Consider the following 15077-nt stretch of genomic DNA (forward strand, 5'->3'; position numbering starts at 1 on the left):
CGGCTGACTTTCGAAGGAAACCCGTGTCCAGAGTTCCGTTCCGGATCGCGATCTTGCTGGTGAGCATCGTCTCGCTCGGCCTGCTCGGCCTGCCAGCGACGGCTCAGCCCCTGTATCCCACTCCCGATCCCGATCCCTTCTACACGGCACCGCCCGATCTAGGGGCGCTCGCTCCGGGCGACGTCGTGCGGGCCCGCCGGATCGACACCGGTATGTATGTCGGGACCGAGGGCTGGCAGGTGGCTTTCCGCTCCACCAATTCGCAGGACAAGCCCGTCATGGCGATCACGACGGTCCTGCTGCCCGCCGGGGTGAAGAACCCGCCGCTGGTCTCCTACCAGGCGCTGATCAATTCCCTCGGCACCCAGTGCAATCCGTCGCGCTCGCTGTTCAACGGCGAACTGCAGGACGCGGTCGGCGCGATGCTGCCGATCGGGCGCGGATGGGCGATCTCGCTGCCGGACTACCTGGGGCCCACCTCCGCTTACGGCGCCGCGCGCCTGGCCGGGATGATCACCCTCGACAGCGTGAAGGCCGTCCGCAAGGTCGCCGAGCTCGGTCTGTCCTCCTCCCCCGTCGCCCTCGCGGGCTACTCCGGCGGCGGCATGGCCACCTCCTGGGCCGCCGCGTTGCAACCCACCTACGCGCCGGATCTGAAGCTGACCGCCGCCGTGGCCGGCGGCATCCCGGCCGACCTCGAGCAAATGGCGATGTCGCTCGGCTTCGACCCGCACCCCGGATTCGGCCTCGCTTTCGCCGCCGCCATGGGGCTCGAGCGGGAGTACCCGGACCGGTTGCCGATCTCCGATCAGCTCAACGAGAACGGTTTGTGGTTCCGGGAATTCACGCATGACGCGTGCCGGCGGTTCCTGCTCTTCCACGGCGCTTTCCGCAGCGCGGAGCAGATGGCGGCGTCCAAGAGCCTGATGGACAGCCCCGAGGCACACGCCGTCCTGCGGGAGAACAGCCTGCGGTACTTCGACGGCGTGCCGACGGTGCCGACCTACATCTGGCAGGGCCGCTACGACGAGCTCACCTTCTATCCGCCCGTCGCCGAGGTCGCTGACCGGTACTGCAAGGCGGGTGCGCCGGTACAGTTCCACACCGTCGACATCTCCGAGCACATGACCGCGGCGGCCGCCGGATTCGGCGACGCGTGGAACTACGTGGAGGCCAGGTTCCGCGGCGAACCCGCACCGACCAGCTGCTGAAACCGGACGGGAACGGCCCGGGAGACATTCTCCCGGGCCATTTTCGTTCGATCAGCTGATGGACCGCACCTCTTGCTCGTACTGTGCCCGCGTCTTCTCGTCGGCCGGGCGCAACGCTCGATCCCCGTCGAACAAGCCGCGGATCAGGCGCACCGCGCGTTCCGGCGCGGCCGCCAGCGCGATGTCCAGCGGTCCGAGGTAATTCGGCACCGCCACCTCGGCTTTGCGAGTCGCGCAGGTGCGCAGGATCGCGGCGGCGACGTCCTCCGGGTCGACGGTCGGCATACCGTGGCCCAGGGCCAGTCCCGAGGAGAGGCGGGTCCGCACGGCCGACGGCAGCACGCAGCTGACACTGACGCCCTGCCCGGCGAATTCCAGCCGGGTCGCCGCCGAGAGGCCGACCGCCGCGAACTTGCTGGCGTTGTACACCGCCAGCCCGGGAATCGGGACCTTGCCCGCCAGGGACGCGACGTTGACGATGTGCCCGCGGCCACGTTCGATCATGCCCGGCGCGGCGGCGCGCATGCCGTGGATGAGACCCCACACGTTGATGTCCAGCGTGGCCTGACCGACCACGTCAGGTTGCTCCAGGAACGCTCCCGCCGGCATGACACCGGCGTTGTTGACCAGCACGTCGATCTCGCCGACCGCCGCGACGACCGCGTCCCATTGTCCACGCGAACGCACGTCGAGCTCGAACGCGCTCGCCCCGATCGCGGCGGCGGTCGCGTCGGCGGCGGCTTTGTCCACGTCCGCGAGCACGACGCGGGATCCTTTCGCGGCGAACGATTCCGCGGTGGCGCGGCCGATGCCCCGCGCGCCTCCCGTGATCAGGACGGTCGCCGCGCGCAGGTCGATCGCCGGGTAACCGGATCCGAAGATGTTCATACGAATGCTCCTCGCTCGAGGGCGCGGCGCGTGCTGCGCAGGCTGTGCTCGAAGGTGGCCGGACGGCGGCGGCCGTCCATGAAGTTGGGTCCCATCACGGCGAGGTCGTCGGCGGACGCGCCCACGAAGAGGACCTTGGTGCCCGCCGCGCGCAATTGGGCGATCTCGGCGCGGAGCTTGTCGCTCATCCGGTTGCGCAGCTGCCGTTCCAGCAGGTGCCGGGGGCCGGTGGCCGGAATCCGGGCCTCGGAGGCCATCGGCGCGAGCACGAGGACCTCGTCGAGCTTCTCGGCGGCGAGCAGGTCCACCGACGCGGTCGAGCCCGCGCCGCCGTCGACGAAGCGACGGCCCGCGATGGTGACCGGAGGGAACCAGCCGGGAATCGCCCACGACGCCCGCAGCGCCTCGCCGATGGTCGCGGCGGGGGCACCCGGCGCACCGAATGCCACCCGCTCGCCCGTCGCGTAGTCCATCGCCACCAGCCTGGTCGCCGGATGCGGCACCCACGCGCGGCCGGGGTTCAGCCGTTCGGCCAGCCGTCCCAGCCACCCCGCGTCGCCGCCGCCGACCGGCAGCAGTCCGCTGCCCGCGGCCAGCAGCGCCTGGCCCGGCTCCTGGCGGCGCAGCGGCAGCCGGGGCGAGCCGAGTCGCGGGCGCGGCAGCGGCGGAAACCGGCTGGGCTCGGCCGCGCCGTGCTCGCGCAGGACGGGGTCGGTCGCCGTGCCGCGCTGCATGGCGACCAGGTCGTCCACCGAGACGCCGCTGCCGAGCAGCGTGACCGTCTCCGCGCCGGCCGAGGTGCCGATCAGCACGTCCGCCTCGCGCGGATCCCAGTCGAGCACGTCGCGGGCGGCGGCGAGCGCGGCGACTATCCACGCCGCCCCCACGGCGCCACCGCACCCGATGGCCAGGCCGCGCCGTTGCGACCTATTGTTGTTACCCATAGTCTCAGACACTAGCCCAGTGTGGCGTGGATGCCACGCCTTCCCTCGGACTGAGATCAGCAGCCGTCAGGCCGTGAAGTGCAGCGTCCATTCGCCGCGATAGTGCAGCCGGGTGATGCTGCCCGGCGGAATGTCGATACGCCAGAACGATTTCGGCGGAGCGTCCAGCGTCACCAGCAACGCGGCCCTGACCACCGCCGGGTGCGTGACCGCGATCGTGGACACGGACTGCGCGGCCACCTCGGCCATCCACAGCCTGGTCCGTTGGATCACGTCCAGCACGGACTCGCCACCGTGCCCGCGGAACGCCGGGTCGGTGAGCCAGGCGTACAGCTCGTCCTGCGGCACCGACATCAGTTCGCCACCGCGCCATGCGCCCGCGTCCAGGTCGCGCAACCGGTTGTCCTCCTCCCCCGGCAAACCCAGCAACGCCGCGGTCTCCACCGTCCGGCGTTCCGGCCCGGTGAGCACTCGCGCGGCGGTGAGCGGTCCGCACTCGGCCACCGCCCGCCTGCCCGCCTCGGTGAGCGATTCGTCCACCGGGAAACGTGCCTTCCGCATCGCCTCGGTCATCCCATGGCTGACCAGGTCGAGTCTGAGCACTTTTTGCACCTGTGGAAGCGTACGGCCCGGCGTCGGCGATTGCTCCCGCTTCGCTCGCGAAACGGTACGGGCGTGCTTGTCGGTGGGCCGGTGCACACTGAATCCATGGCCCAGTTCTCCCGCGCGACCCAGGAGTGGTTCGACGGCGCGTTCCCCGCGCCGACCTCCGCTCAGCTGGGGGCCTGGAAGGCGATCGCGGCGGGCGAGCACACGTTGGTCGTCGCGCCGACCGGCTCCGGGAAGACGCTCTCGGCGTTCCTCTGGGCGATAGACCAGCTGGCCACCCGGGAGCGGCGGCCCGAGCGGGCGGGCACCTCGGTGCTGTACGTGTCCCCGCTCAAGGCGCTCGCGGTGGACGTGGAACGCAACCTGCGGGCGCCGCTGGTCGGCGTCACCCAGACCGCCAAGCGCTTGGGCCTGGAGCCGCCGGAGATCACCGTCGGGGTTCGGTCCGGCGACACCAGCGCGTCCGACCGGCGGTCCATGCTGCGCACCCCGCCGGACATCCTGATCACCACGCCGGAGTCGCTGTTCCTGATGTTGACCTCGGCCGCCAGGGAAACACTGCGGGACGTGGGCACGGTGATCGTGGACGAGGTGCACGCGATCGCCGGTTCCAAGCGCGGTGCCCATCTGGCGCTGTCCCTGGCCCGGCTCGATCTGCTGACCGAGCGGCCCGCCCAGCGCATCGGGCTGTCGGCGACCGTGCGTCCACCGGAGGAGGTCGGGCGGTTCCTGGTCGGCAACGCGCCGATCACGCTGGTCGCGCCGCCCGCGCCGAAGACATTCGACCTCTCGGTGCGGGTGCCGGTCGCGGACATGACCGAGCCGGGCGATTCCGACCAGCCCGGCTCGATCTGGCCGCACGTGGACGAGGCCATCGTCGAGCTGGTGCTCGAGCACCGGTCCTCGATCGTGTTCGCGAACTCCCGCAGGCTGGCCGAGCGGCTCACCGCCCGGCTCAACGAGGCCTACGCGGCGCGGCTCGGCGAGCCGGTGGAAACCGAGCACGAGCCGCCCGCCCAGCTCGGCCCGTCGACCGAGGTGAACCACGGCGCCGGGCCGCTGCTGGCACGCGCGCACCACGGCTCGGTCAGCAAGGAGCAGCGGGCGCTGATCGAGGACGATCTCAAGAGCGGGCGGCTGCGCTGTGTCGTCGCGACCAGCAGCCTGGAACTGGGCATCGACATGGGCGCGGTCGACCTGGTGGTCCAGGTGGAGGCGCCGCCCTCGGTGGCCAGCGGATTGCAGCGGATCGGGCGGGCCGGGCACCAGGTCGGGGAGATCTCGCGCGGGGTGATCTTCCCGAAGCACCGCACCGACGTCATCCACTGCGCGGTGGCGTCACAGCGGATGACCGCCGGGCAGATCGAAGCGATCCAGATTCCGGCGCACCCGCTGGACATCCTCGCGCAACAGACCGTCGCCGCGTGCGCGCTGGACCCGATCGACGTCGACGAGTGGTTCGACATCGTGCGCGGCACCGGCAGTTACGCGGCGCTGCCGCGCTCGGCCTACGAGTCGGTGCTGGACCTGCTCTCCGGGCGGTATCCGTCCGATGAGTTCGCCGAGCTGCGTCCCCGGCTGGTGTGGGATCGCGACGCTGGCACGCTCACCGGGCGGCCCGGCGCGCAGCGGCTGGCCGTGACGTCGGGCGGAGCGATACCCGATCGCGGCATGTTCGCGGTGTACATGGTCGGCGAGAAGGCGTCTCGAGTCGGTGAACTCGACGAGGAGATGGTCTACGAGTCACGCGTCGGCGACGTGTTCGCGCTCGGAGCGACCAGCTGGCGGATCGAAGAGATCACCTTCGATCGGGTGCTGGTGACGCCCGCGTTCGGGCAGCCGGGGCGTTTGCCGTTCTGGCACGGCGACGGGCTCGGGCGGCCCGCCGAACTCGGCGCGGCGCTCGGCGAGTTCGTGCGCACGGTCGCGCAGGATCGTGCTTCCGGATCGGCCGCGAGCACCGGGAAGAAGGCACGGCGCGACGGCAGCGCACCGACGGCCGCGCCGAAGCGCCGGGCGCGACCCGACGGCGCCGAGCCGGCCGGGCCCGAGCTCGGCGCGTCCGTCGTTCCGATGGCGGACCGCGTCGCGGAGATCATGCGATCCGCCGGTCTCGATGACAACGCGACCGCCAATCTGCTCACCCTGCTGGACGAACAGCGCACCGCGACCGGGCATCTGCCCACCGACCGCACCCTCGTGGTGGAGCGGTTCCGCGACGAGCTCGGCGACTGGCGTCTGGTATTGCACTCCCCCTACGGTCTCCCCGTGCACGCCCCCTGGGCGCTGGCCGTCGGCGCGCGGCTGCGGGAAAGGTTCGGCGTGGACGCCGCGCCGAACGCCTCCGACGACGGCATCGTCGTGCGGCTGCCCGACACCACCGACGATCCGCCCGGCGCCGAGCTGTTCGTCTTCGAGTCCGACGAGATCGATGACATCGTCACCGAGCAGGTGGGCGGCTCGGCGCTGTTCGCCTCCCGGTTCCGCGAATGCGCGGCGCGCGCGTTGCTGCTGCCGCGCCGCGATCCGGGCAAGCGAGCCCCGCTGTGGCAGCAGCGGCAGCGCTCGGCCCAATTGCTCGACGTGGCACGCAAATTCCCCGAGTTCCCGATCCTGCTGGAGACGGTGCGCGAGTGCCTGCGCGACGTCTACGACCTGCCGTCGCTGCGCGAGCTGCTCGGCCGGGTGGGGCGGCGCCAGATCCGGCTGGTCGAGGTGGAGACGGGGATGCCGTCGCCGTTCGCCAACGCCTTGCTGTTCGACTACATCGGGCAGTTCATGTACGACGGCGACAGTCCACTGGCCGAGCGGCGCGCCGCCGCGCTCTCGCTCGATTCCGGGCTGCTGGCCGAACTGCTCGGCCGCGTCGAGCTGCGCGAACTGCTCGACGCCGCGGTCATGGAGCAGACCGAGCGGGAACTGCAGCGGCTCACCCCCGAGCGGCACGCGCGGGACGCCGAGGGCTTGGCGGATCTTCTGCGCCTGCTCGGGCCGCTCACCGCCGCCGAAGCCGCCGAGCGCTGCGACGACGACCCCGCCGCGTGGTTCGAGAGCCTGGTGGCCGCGCGGCGGGCGCTGGAGGTGTCGTTCGCGGGGCGTAGCTGGTGGGTCGCGGTGGAGGACGCGGCGCGGCTGCGCGACGCGCTCGGGGTTCCGCTGCCGATCGGCACGCCGTCCGCGTTCATCGAGCCGGTGGCCGATCCACTCGGCGATCTGGTGGGCCGCTACGCCCGCACGCACGGCCCGTTCGCCACGGAGGCGGTGGCGGCCCGGTTCGGGCTGGGCACCGCGGTCGCCGCGACCGCCCTGCATCGGCTGACCGCCGAGAAACGCGTGGTCGAAGGCGAATTCACGCCCGGAGCGGCCGGAGCGGAATGGTGTGACGCGCAGGTGCTGCGCCGGTTGCGCCGCCGCTCGCTCGCTGCCGCCCGGCACGAGGTCGAGCCGGTCTCGACCGCCGCGTTCGGGCGTTTCCTCCCGGCCTGGCAGCACATCGGCGGCGGCGGGCTGCGGGGCGTCGACGGCGTGGCGGCCGTCGTGGAACAGCTCGCGGGTCTGCCGATTCCGGCCTCCGCCTGGGAATCGCTCGTCCTGCCCGCACGGGTGCCCGACTACACCCCCGCCATGCTCGACGAACTCATGGCGACCGGCGAGGTGATCTGGTCCGGGCACGGCGCCATCACCGCCAAAGACGGCTGGATCGCTCTGCATCCGGCCGAGCAGGCGCCGTTCACTCTGGCCCCGCCGGACGAGATCGACCTCACGGACGTGCAGCTGCGCCTGCTCACCGCGCTGGGCGCGACCTTCGTGCCGTGGACGCCGCCCGCTAGCGAACAGGCCGTGCGAGCTCCGGTGTCGTTGGACGAGCCCGAACCGCCCCCAGGCGCCGCGTTCGACGGACGTGGCGCCGACGGGCGATCCGCCGCACTACCGAAAGAGTCCGGGCCGGACAACGTCCGACGCTCACCGGTCGACGCGAACCCCGCGGTCTCGGGCGCTCCCGTGGAACGGCTGATACCTGTCCCCCAGGGCGGCGGCGCGTACTTCTTCCGGCAGCTCTCGGATGCCACCGGGTTGCTCGACGACGCCGCCGTAGCCTCCGCCCTATGGGAACTGGCCTGGGCGGGACTGGTCTCCGGTGACACGTTCGCGCCCGTGCGGGCGCTGCTGTCCGGCACCACCCGGACCACCACGGCCCATCGCACGCCCCGGCGCGCGCCGCGGGGGCGCGCCTACCTGCCCCGGCCGAGCATGCCCACCCGTTCCGGTCCGCCCTCGGTCGCCGGACGATGGTCGCTGCTACCCGAGCGGATCTCGGACAACACCGTGCGCGCGCACGCGACCGCGGATCTGCTTCTGGAGCGGTACGGGGTGCTGACCAGGGGCTCGGTGCAGAACGAGGGCGTGCCGGGCGGATTCGCGCTGATGTACCGGGTGCTCACCGAGTTCGAGGATCGCGGCCGTTGCCGCCGCGGCTATTTCATCGATTCGCTCGGCGGCGCCCAGTTCTCCACCACCGACGTGGTGGACCGGTTGCGCTCCTTCGACGCCGAACGCGCTCGTCCCGAGTCCAGGCAGCCGACCGGCACGGTGCTGGCGCTGGCCGCGTCCGATCCCGCGAACCCGTACGGCGCCGCGCTGGCCTGGCCGAAGAGCGATGTCGAGGGCGGCCACCGCCCGGGCCGCAAGGCCGGAGCGCTGGTCGTGCTGGTCGACGGCGAACTTGTTCTGTATCTGGAGCGGGGCGGCAAGACCCTGCTCACTTTCACCGAGGACCCCGACGCCCGCCGGGCCGCCGCCGGAGCGCTCGCCGACCTGGTCCGGCGCCGGCAGGTGGACTCGCTGGTCATCGACCGCGTGAACGGAGACACGGTGCACGGCAACACCTTCGCCGGTTTCTTGACCGAGGCGGGCTTCTCCGCCACCCCGCGCGGACTCCGCCTCCGGAGCCGCCCGTGAGCGGCGAGACCCCGGTGCGGCAGATCCGGAACGCAGTCGACCCCGTCAGCACACCGGGGTCGTATGCCTGAGGGTGACACCGTCTTTCTGGCCGCCAAAAGGCTTCGCGCCGCTTTGGCGGGAAAAGAACTGACGCGCAGCGATTTCCGGGTGCCGCGATACGCGACGGTCGATCTGCGCGGACAGGTGGTCGAAAGCGTCGGCAGTTACGGGAAGCACCTTTTCATCCGCACACCCAGTGTCAGCGTGCACACGCACTTGAAGATGGAGGGCAGCTGGCGCGTGTTCCACTGCGGACAGCGCTGGACCAAACCTCGTGTGGCCGCACGGGTCGTGTTGAGCACCGCGGACGTCGAGGCCGTCGGGTTCTCGCTGGGCACCGTCGAGGTGGTCCGAGTGCGCGACGAGCACCGCGTCGTCGACCATCTCGGGCCGGACCTGCTCGGGCCCGAATGGGATGCGGCCGAAGCCGTCCGGCGGCTGGAGCGGTATCCGGATCAACCCATCGGCGTCGCCCTGCTCGACCAGCGCAATCTGGCCGGGATCGGCAACATCTTCCGCAGCGAGGTCTGTTTCCTGCGCCGCGTCCACCCCGCCACCAGGGTGGGGGACGTCCCCGATCTGCTGGCGATGGTCAACGAGGCACACCGCATCCTGACCGAAGCGGTCGAGCGGCCCCCACGACGGCCACTGGCGTACGGCCGCACGCACCGGCCGTGCCAGCGCTGCGGCACGCCGCTGGTCGCCGACCTGCTCGGGGACACCGCACCGGATTACGACCGCGTCGTACAGCGGGAACGCGGCATCTTCTTCTGTCCGCACTGCCAGCCCGCCCCGGCCGGCTGATCCGCGGGCACCATGAGCGACCCACGGCGATACGTGATGATCGGCGGCGGCCCGCCCGGGCTCGCCTCGGCGGTCTGGCTGGCGGAGGCAGGCAAGCAGGTCACCCTGCTGGAGCGTAGAGGGCAACTCGGCAGACCCGTGGATCCGGACGGTCCGACGGAGCGAATCCTGTTGGCCGCCACGGAGGAATTGGCCCGGCTGCACCTCGTCGATCCGGTCGAGTACCCGGACGAGCTGGTGCTGCGCTATCTGCGTTCACTGGTCGATTGGGCGATGCGCGTCGAGGCCCCCGCCGACGAGCAGTGATCAGAGTGACGGCGCGGTCGCGCGGCTCAGCCCTCCGCCGGCACCGGTTCCAGGATCTCCGGGCGGGGCTCCGGGGCGGCGATGCGCAGGGCGTCGGCGGAGGCGTCGTCCGGCTGGGTCTGCGAGTGGATCTCCGCGTCGACTCGCGCTTGATAGGTCTGGACCTCCCGGTCGACCTCCTCCTCGTCCCAGCCCAGGATGGGCGCGACCAGCTGAGCCACCTGCTCGGCGCAGTTGCTGCCGCGATGCGGGTACTCGATCGAGATCCGGGTCCGCCGGGCCAGGATGTCGTCGAGATGCAGCGCGCCCTCGGCCGCCGCCGCGTAGACCGCCTCCACCTGCAGATAGGACGGCGCGTCCGTAATGGGTTGCAGCAGTTCGGGTTTGTCCGTGGCGAAGGCCATGACGTCGGCGATGAGCGAACCGTACCGATCGAGCAGATGCTTGACCCGGTAGGGATGCACCCCGTAGGTCTCGGCCAGCTGCACCGTCTGGTTGACCAGCGCGAAGTAGCCGTCGGCGCCCAGCAGCGGCACCTTCGCCGTGATCGATGGCGAAACCCGGGCCGGAATATCCTGCGCCGCTTCGTCCACCGCGTCCATGGCCATCACCCGATAGGTGGTGTATTTGCCGCCCGCGATGCCGACAAGGCCCGGTGCGACCCGGGCGACCGCATGTTCGCGTGACAGTTTGGAGGTCTCGTCGCTCTCCCCCGCCAGCAGCGGGCGCAAGCCCGCGTACACGCCGTCGATGTCTCCCGGCGTGAGCGGCGTGACCAGTACCTCGTTCACCCGTTCCAGCAGGTAGTCGATATCCGCCTTGGTCGCGGCCGGATGTGCGAGGTCGAGATTCCACTCGGTGTCGGTCGTGCCGATGATCCAATGCGCACCCCACGGGATGACGAACAGCACCGAGGTCGCGGTGCGCAGGATGATCGCGGTGTCGCTGACGATCCGATCGCGCGGCACCACGATATGCACCCCTTTGGAGGCCCGCACGTGGAACCGGCCGCGCTGATGCGACAGGGCCTGCACTTCGTCGGTCCACACGCCGGTCGCGTTGATCACCACATGGCCGCGGACCTCGCCGTTGCGCCCGTCCTCGGTGTCGCGCACCTTCACACCGATCACCCGGTCGGCCTCCCGCACGAACCCGACGACCTGGGTGGACGTGCGGATGACCGCGCCGTAGTGCGCGGCCGTGCGCGCCACCGTCATGGTGTGACGCGCGTCGTCGACGACCGTGTCGTAGTAGCTGACCCCGCCGATCAGCGAGTCGCGCCGCAACCCCGGCGCCAGCCGCAACGCGCCCGCGCGACTCAGATGCCGTTGCCCGGGAACGCTTTTGGATCCACCCATGGTGTCGTAAAGCACGAGCCCGGCGGCCACGTACGGACGCTCCCACACGCGATTGGTCAGCGGGTACAGAAACCGCAGCGGCTTGACCAGGTGCGGCGCCAGGGTGGACAGCGTGAGCTCGCGTTCCCGCAGCGCCTCGCGCACCAGCCCGAACTCCAACTGTTCGAGGTACCGCAGCCCGCCGTGGAACATCTTCGACGACCGGCTGGAAGTCCCGGACGCGAAATCCCGGGCCTCGACCAAGGCCACCTGCAAACCCCTGGTCGCGGCGTCCAGCGCGATGCCGGCCCCGACCACGCCACCGCCCACGACGACCACATCGAAATGATCCTTGCCGAAGCGCTCCCAGGCCGCCCTGCGCTGCTCCGGGCCGAGGAACTGCGTATCCGGTTTATTGGCCATGCTCGACTCCTCCAGCCGACGCGGATGTGTGCGATCGAGCGTTCAGGTCCAGGCTAGGCGAACCGCCGCGGATCGACCGCCCGCGCCCCAGTCCGTGTCGCCCTTGCCTACTCGTCGGTAACAAGACCACCCTATCCGAGCGGCGAGTCATCGCGCACAGCCCAGTGAGGCACCCGACACCCGGTCGCACCCTGCCGGACGCGGCCACCGGAGGTCATCCGGCCATACTTCAACCCCCGGTTTCGAGTGCACGGAGACCGTGTATTGCCCGTTCGGGTCCCGGCTCGGTTCGCGCGGCCGCCTCGGACGCGACGAAGGAGCAAGCAGCGGACGCCGCAGAGGAGTCCCGAAACGGCGCGCCGGGGGCCGCAGCACTCCGCCCCGACGCACCCAGCGCACCACAACCCCCGGTTTCGAGCGAAGCGAGACCGAGCATTGCCCGTTCGCGGCCCAGCGCCGCAGGCGCTGGCAAGACCAACACAGCCGCGAACACGCCGCGACGAAGTCGCGGCCAAAATACACTGCACGGATGCGTCGTTATGTGGCCGCCATCGACCAGGGCACGACCTCGAGTCGGTGCATCGTCTTCGACCGGCAGGGACGCGTCGTCGGCGTCGCCCAGCGCGAGCACGAGCAGATCTTCCCGCAACCGGGTTGGGTGGAGCACGATGCCGAAACCATTTGGCGCGATACCGCATTCGTGCTCGGTGAGGTGCTGGAGCGCAGCGGTCTCGGCGCTGACGACATCGCCGCGGTGGGCGTCACGAATCAGCGGGAGACGACCGTGGTGTGGGATCGCGCGACCGGCCGCCCGGTGTACAACGCGATCGTCTGGCAGGACACCCGCACCGACCGGCTGTGCGCCGAACTGGGCGGCGGCGCCGGTCCGGCCCGCTACCAGGACCGCACCGGCCTCCCGCTGTCCACCTATTTCGCCGGCCCGAAGCTGCGCTGGATCCTGGACAACGTGCCCGGCGTGCGGGAGCGCGCTGAGGCGGGCGAGCTGTGCTTCGGCACCGTCGACAGCTGGGTGCTGTGGAATCTGACCGGCGAGCACATCACCGACGTCACCAACGCCTCCCGCACCATGCTGCTGGATCTGCGCTCGCTGCAGTGGGATTCGGAGATCTGCGCGGAGTTCGGCGTGCCGGAGTCGATGCTGCCGCAGGTACGCAGTTCCTCGGAGGTCTACGCGCCGATCGCGTCCGGGCCGCTGGCGGGGGTGCCGGTCGCGGGCATCCTGGGCGACCAGCAGGCCGCCACCTTCGGCCAGGCGTGCCTGTCGCCCGGCGAGGCCAAGAATACCTACGGCACCGGCAATTTCATGCTGCTGAACACCGGAACCACGCCGGTGTTCAGCAAGCACGGCCTGCTCACCACGGTGTGTTATCGCCTAGGCGACGCGGACGCGGTGTACGCCCTGGAGGGCTCCATCGCGGTCACCGGCTCGCTGGTGCAGTGGTTCCGCGACAACCTCGGCATCATCTCCGCCGCCGACGAGATCGAGCCGCTGGCCCGCAGCGTCGACGACAACGGCGGCGCTTACATCGTGCCGGCTTTCTCCGGGTTGTTCGCGCCCCGCTGGCGTCCCGACGCACGCGGCGTGATCGCCGGGCTGACCCGCTTCGTCACCAAGGCCCATCTGGCGCGGGCGGTGCTGGAGTCGACCGCTTTCCAGACCCGCGAGGTGGTCGACGCGATGCGCGCGGACGCCGAGTCGCAGCGGCTCGGCCTGGAGCTGACCACGCTGAAGGTGGACGGCGGCATGGTCGGCAACGACCTGCTCATGCAGTTCCAATCCGACATCCTCGATGTGCCCGTGGTGCGCCCGGTGGTCAACGAGACCACCGCCCTCGGCGCGGCGTACGCGGCCGGGCTCGCCGTCGGATACTGGTCGGGCACCGACGACATCCGGGACAACTGGGCCGCCGACAAGACCTGGCACCCGACCATGTCGGCCGCCGACCGGGACGAACGCTTCGCCGCGTGGAACAAGGCGGTCGAACGCACCTACGGCTGGGTCGACTGACGCGCCCGCGTGGGGCGATGCCGTGCGCCCGCGGGGGCCGATGTCATGCACCCGCGGGACCGATGTCGTGCACCCGCGGGGCTGATGTCGTGCACCTCGGTTGTCGCCGTCGACCGTGGCGCGGCCGAATCGACCGGAACAGTGACCCTACCGGCAGTGGCGCGCGCCGAGGCGACCGCGCGCGACATCATTCGCCTATCGCATGCGCCAGGCGGGAGACCGCCTCCCGGAGGGTCGCCTCCTCGGAGGTGGTGAAGCACAGCCGCATCGAGTTCCGATGGGCTCCGGAGACCGCGAACGCGTCGCCGGGGACGTAGGCGACGCCGAGATCGATCGCGTGGGGCAACAGGTCCACGGTGTCGGTCCCGTCGGTGAAGTCGACCCACACGAACATGCCGCCGGCCGCGTCGGTACTCACCAGCCGGTCACCGAAACGCGCGCGCAGCTCGTCCACCAGCACACGCGCTCGCGCACCGTAGACGCGCCGGATCTCCTCCACTTGCGCACCCAGCCAATCCGGGTCGGCGAGCAGATCGGCGGCGATCTGCTGGGTCAGCGCCGAACCGCACAGGTCCGCGCCTTGCTTCAGCAGCTCCACGCCCCGGCACACCGCGTCGGGCGCGGTCATCCAGCCCACCCGCAAGGTCGGTGCCAGGATCTTCGACACGCTCGACAGCCGGATGACGTTGGCCGAATACGTCGCGATGGGCTCCGGCGACGGCCGCTCGAACCACAGCTCACCGTAGGGATCGTCCTCGATCACCCAGAATCCGTACCGATCGGCGAGTCCGGCGAGTTCCCGACGTCGCCGCGGGCTCATGGTGACACCGCGCGGATTGTGGAAATTGCTCACCGTATGCACCAGCGCGGGCCGCTCGCCCCGAGCGAGCAGCTCGGCCAAGGCGTCGACTCGCATGCCGTCGGCGTCCAACGGCACCGTCACGATGCGCGATCCGGCGGCCCGGAACACCTGCAAGGCGCCGACGTAGGCCGGATCCTCGACCACGACCAGCGCACCCGGATCCACCAGCACCTCGGCGAGCAGCGACAACGCCTGCTGCGACCCGTGGGTGACGAACACCTCCTCGAGCGGCACCGGCCGCCCCAGCCGCACGGTCTCCCGTGCCGCGAGCACGTCACGCAACGGGCCCCAGCCCGCCGATTCGGTGTATTGCAGACGCGCGCGGTCCGCGAGCGCTGCCTCCGCCGCCTGCGCGATCCGGTCCCGCGGCATCAACTGCTCGTCCGGCAAGCCGCCCGCCAGGCTGATCACGTCGTCGCGCGCCGCCACCTTCAGCAAGTCCCGGATCGCCGAACTCGTCAGGCCGTCGAGACGCCGGGCCAGCGGTGGAGTGATCGCCGACATGAAACCTCCCGAAAGGACGCCACGGTACGCGAGTCCTCACTGTTTCACATCGGCTACCAGAATATGAAATTCCATTCTCAATATGTGAGAAATTGGCCGCGGGCGGAGATCTCCTCCTCGCGGATTGTCACCGGCGAGGGCGATCCACCGAGTCGGCCG

The 15077-nt window shown here is 70.8% G+C and carries 9 protein-coding genes and 1 pseudogene; 5 read left to right on the forward strand and 5 right to left on the reverse strand.

Going from position 1 to position 15077, the window contains the following annotated elements; translation table 11 throughout:
- Positions 1 to 44 precede the first annotated feature (44 nt).
- The gene (locus QMG86_RS26340) at positions 45 to 1211 is read left to right on the forward strand and encodes a lipase family protein (protein WP_434085650.1); all 1167 of its coding nucleotides are present in this window, start codon (positions 45 to 47) and stop codon (positions 1209 to 1211) included.
- A gap of 51 nt (positions 1212 to 1262) precedes the next feature.
- On the opposite strand, the gene QMG86_RS26345 is transcribed toward QMG86_RS26340, so the two are convergent.
- The 3 genes from QMG86_RS26345 to QMG86_RS26355 form a co-directional block, all read right to left on the reverse strand.
- On the reverse strand, positions 1263 to 2099 hold the full coding sequence (locus QMG86_RS26345; RefSeq protein WP_281875343.1) for an SDR family oxidoreductase: 837 nt from the start codon (positions 2097 to 2099) through the stop codon (positions 1263 to 1265).
- Positions 2096 to 3043 carry a patatin-like phospholipase family protein gene (locus tag QMG86_RS26350; protein WP_281875344.1) on the reverse strand — a complete coding sequence of 316 codons (948 nt, stop codon included), beginning with the start codon at positions 3041 to 3043 and terminating at the stop codon, positions 2096 to 2098. The genes QMG86_RS26345 and QMG86_RS26350 overlap by 4 nt, the downstream gene beginning before the upstream one ends.
- Positions 3044 to 3109: 66 nt before the next feature.
- Positions 3110 to 3655, reverse strand: coding sequence for a histidine phosphatase family protein (locus QMG86_RS26355; protein WP_281875345.1), 546 nt, complete (start codon positions 3653 to 3655; stop codon positions 3110 to 3112).
- A gap of 96 nt (positions 3656 to 3751) precedes the next feature.
- On the opposite strand from QMG86_RS26355, the gene QMG86_RS26360 reads away from it, so the two are divergent.
- The 3 genes and pseudogenes from QMG86_RS26360 to QMG86_RS26370 all read left to right on the forward strand — a co-directional run.
- The gene (locus tag QMG86_RS26360; RefSeq protein ID WP_281875346.1) at positions 3752 to 8611 is read left to right on the forward strand and encodes an ATP-dependent helicase; all 4860 of its coding nucleotides are present in this window, start codon (positions 3752 to 3754) and stop codon (positions 8609 to 8611) included.
- 63 nt (positions 8612 to 8674) lie between these two features.
- Positions 8675 to 9457: a DNA-formamidopyrimidine glycosylase family protein gene (locus QMG86_RS26365; RefSeq protein WP_281875347.1), complete on the forward strand. Its 783-nt coding sequence runs from the start codon at positions 8675 to 8677 to the stop codon at positions 9455 to 9457.
- A 12-nt stretch (positions 9458 to 9469) separates the two neighbouring features.
- Positions 9470 to 9589: pseudogene (locus QMG86_RS26370) on the forward strand (NAD(P)-binding protein); the annotation flags it as partial.
- 200 nt (positions 9590 to 9789) lie between these two features.
- On the opposite strand, the gene QMG86_RS26375 reads toward QMG86_RS26370, so the two are convergent.
- Positions 9790 to 11523, reverse strand: coding sequence for a glycerol-3-phosphate dehydrogenase/oxidase (locus tag QMG86_RS26375; RefSeq protein WP_281875348.1), 1734 nt, complete (start codon positions 11521 to 11523; stop codon positions 9790 to 9792).
- A 529-nt stretch (positions 11524 to 12052) separates the two neighbouring features.
- Between QMG86_RS26375 and glpK the strand changes: the two genes are divergently transcribed.
- A complete protein-coding gene (gene glpK, locus QMG86_RS26380; protein WP_281875349.1) occupies positions 12053 to 13552 on the forward strand; it encodes a glycerol kinase GlpK in 1500 nt (499 codons plus the stop codon).
- A 187-nt stretch (positions 13553 to 13739) separates the two neighbouring features.
- Here the strand turns inward: glpK and QMG86_RS26385 are convergent, their stop codons facing one another.
- Positions 13740 to 14918 carry an aminotransferase-like domain-containing protein gene (locus tag QMG86_RS26385; RefSeq protein WP_281875350.1) on the reverse strand — a complete coding sequence of 393 codons (1179 nt, stop codon included), beginning with the start codon at positions 14916 to 14918 and terminating at the stop codon, positions 13740 to 13742.
- Positions 14919 to 15077 lie beyond the last annotated feature (159 nt).

Origin of the sequence: Nocardia sputorum, from assembly GCF_027924405.1 — a bacterium.
Taxonomy (GTDB): domain Bacteria; phylum Actinomycetota; class Actinomycetes; order Mycobacteriales; family Mycobacteriaceae; genus Nocardia; species Nocardia sputorum.

What these genes read in the sequence shown, in the direction of transcription:
- QMG86_RS26345 (WP_281875343.1), bottom strand. Translation starts at nt 2,099, where the DNA reads ATGAACATCTTCGGATCCGGTTACCCGGCGATCGACCTGCGCGCGGCG.
- QMG86_RS26350 (WP_281875344.1), bottom strand. Translation starts at nt 3,043, where the DNA reads ATGGGTAACAACAATAGGTCGCAACGGCGCGGCCTGGCCATCGGGTGC.
- QMG86_RS26360 (WP_281875346.1), top strand. Translation starts at nt 3,752, where the DNA reads ATGGCCCAGTTCTCCCGCGCGACCCAGGAGTGGTTCGACGGCGCGTTC.
- QMG86_RS26365 (WP_281875347.1), top strand. Translation starts at nt 8,675, where the DNA reads ATGCCTGAGGGTGACACCGTCTTTCTGGCCGCCAAAAGGCTTCGCGCC.
- QMG86_RS26375 (WP_281875348.1), bottom strand. Translation starts at nt 11,523, where the DNA reads ATGGCCAATAAACCGGATACGCAGTTCCTCGGCCCGGAGCAGCGCAGG.
- glpK (WP_281875349.1), top strand. Translation starts at nt 12,053, where the DNA reads ATGCGTCGTTATGTGGCCGCCATCGACCAGGGCACGACCTCGAGTCGG.
- QMG86_RS26385 (WP_281875350.1), bottom strand. Translation starts at nt 14,918, where the DNA reads ATGTCGGCGATCACTCCACCGCTGGCCCGGCGTCTCGACGGCCTGACG.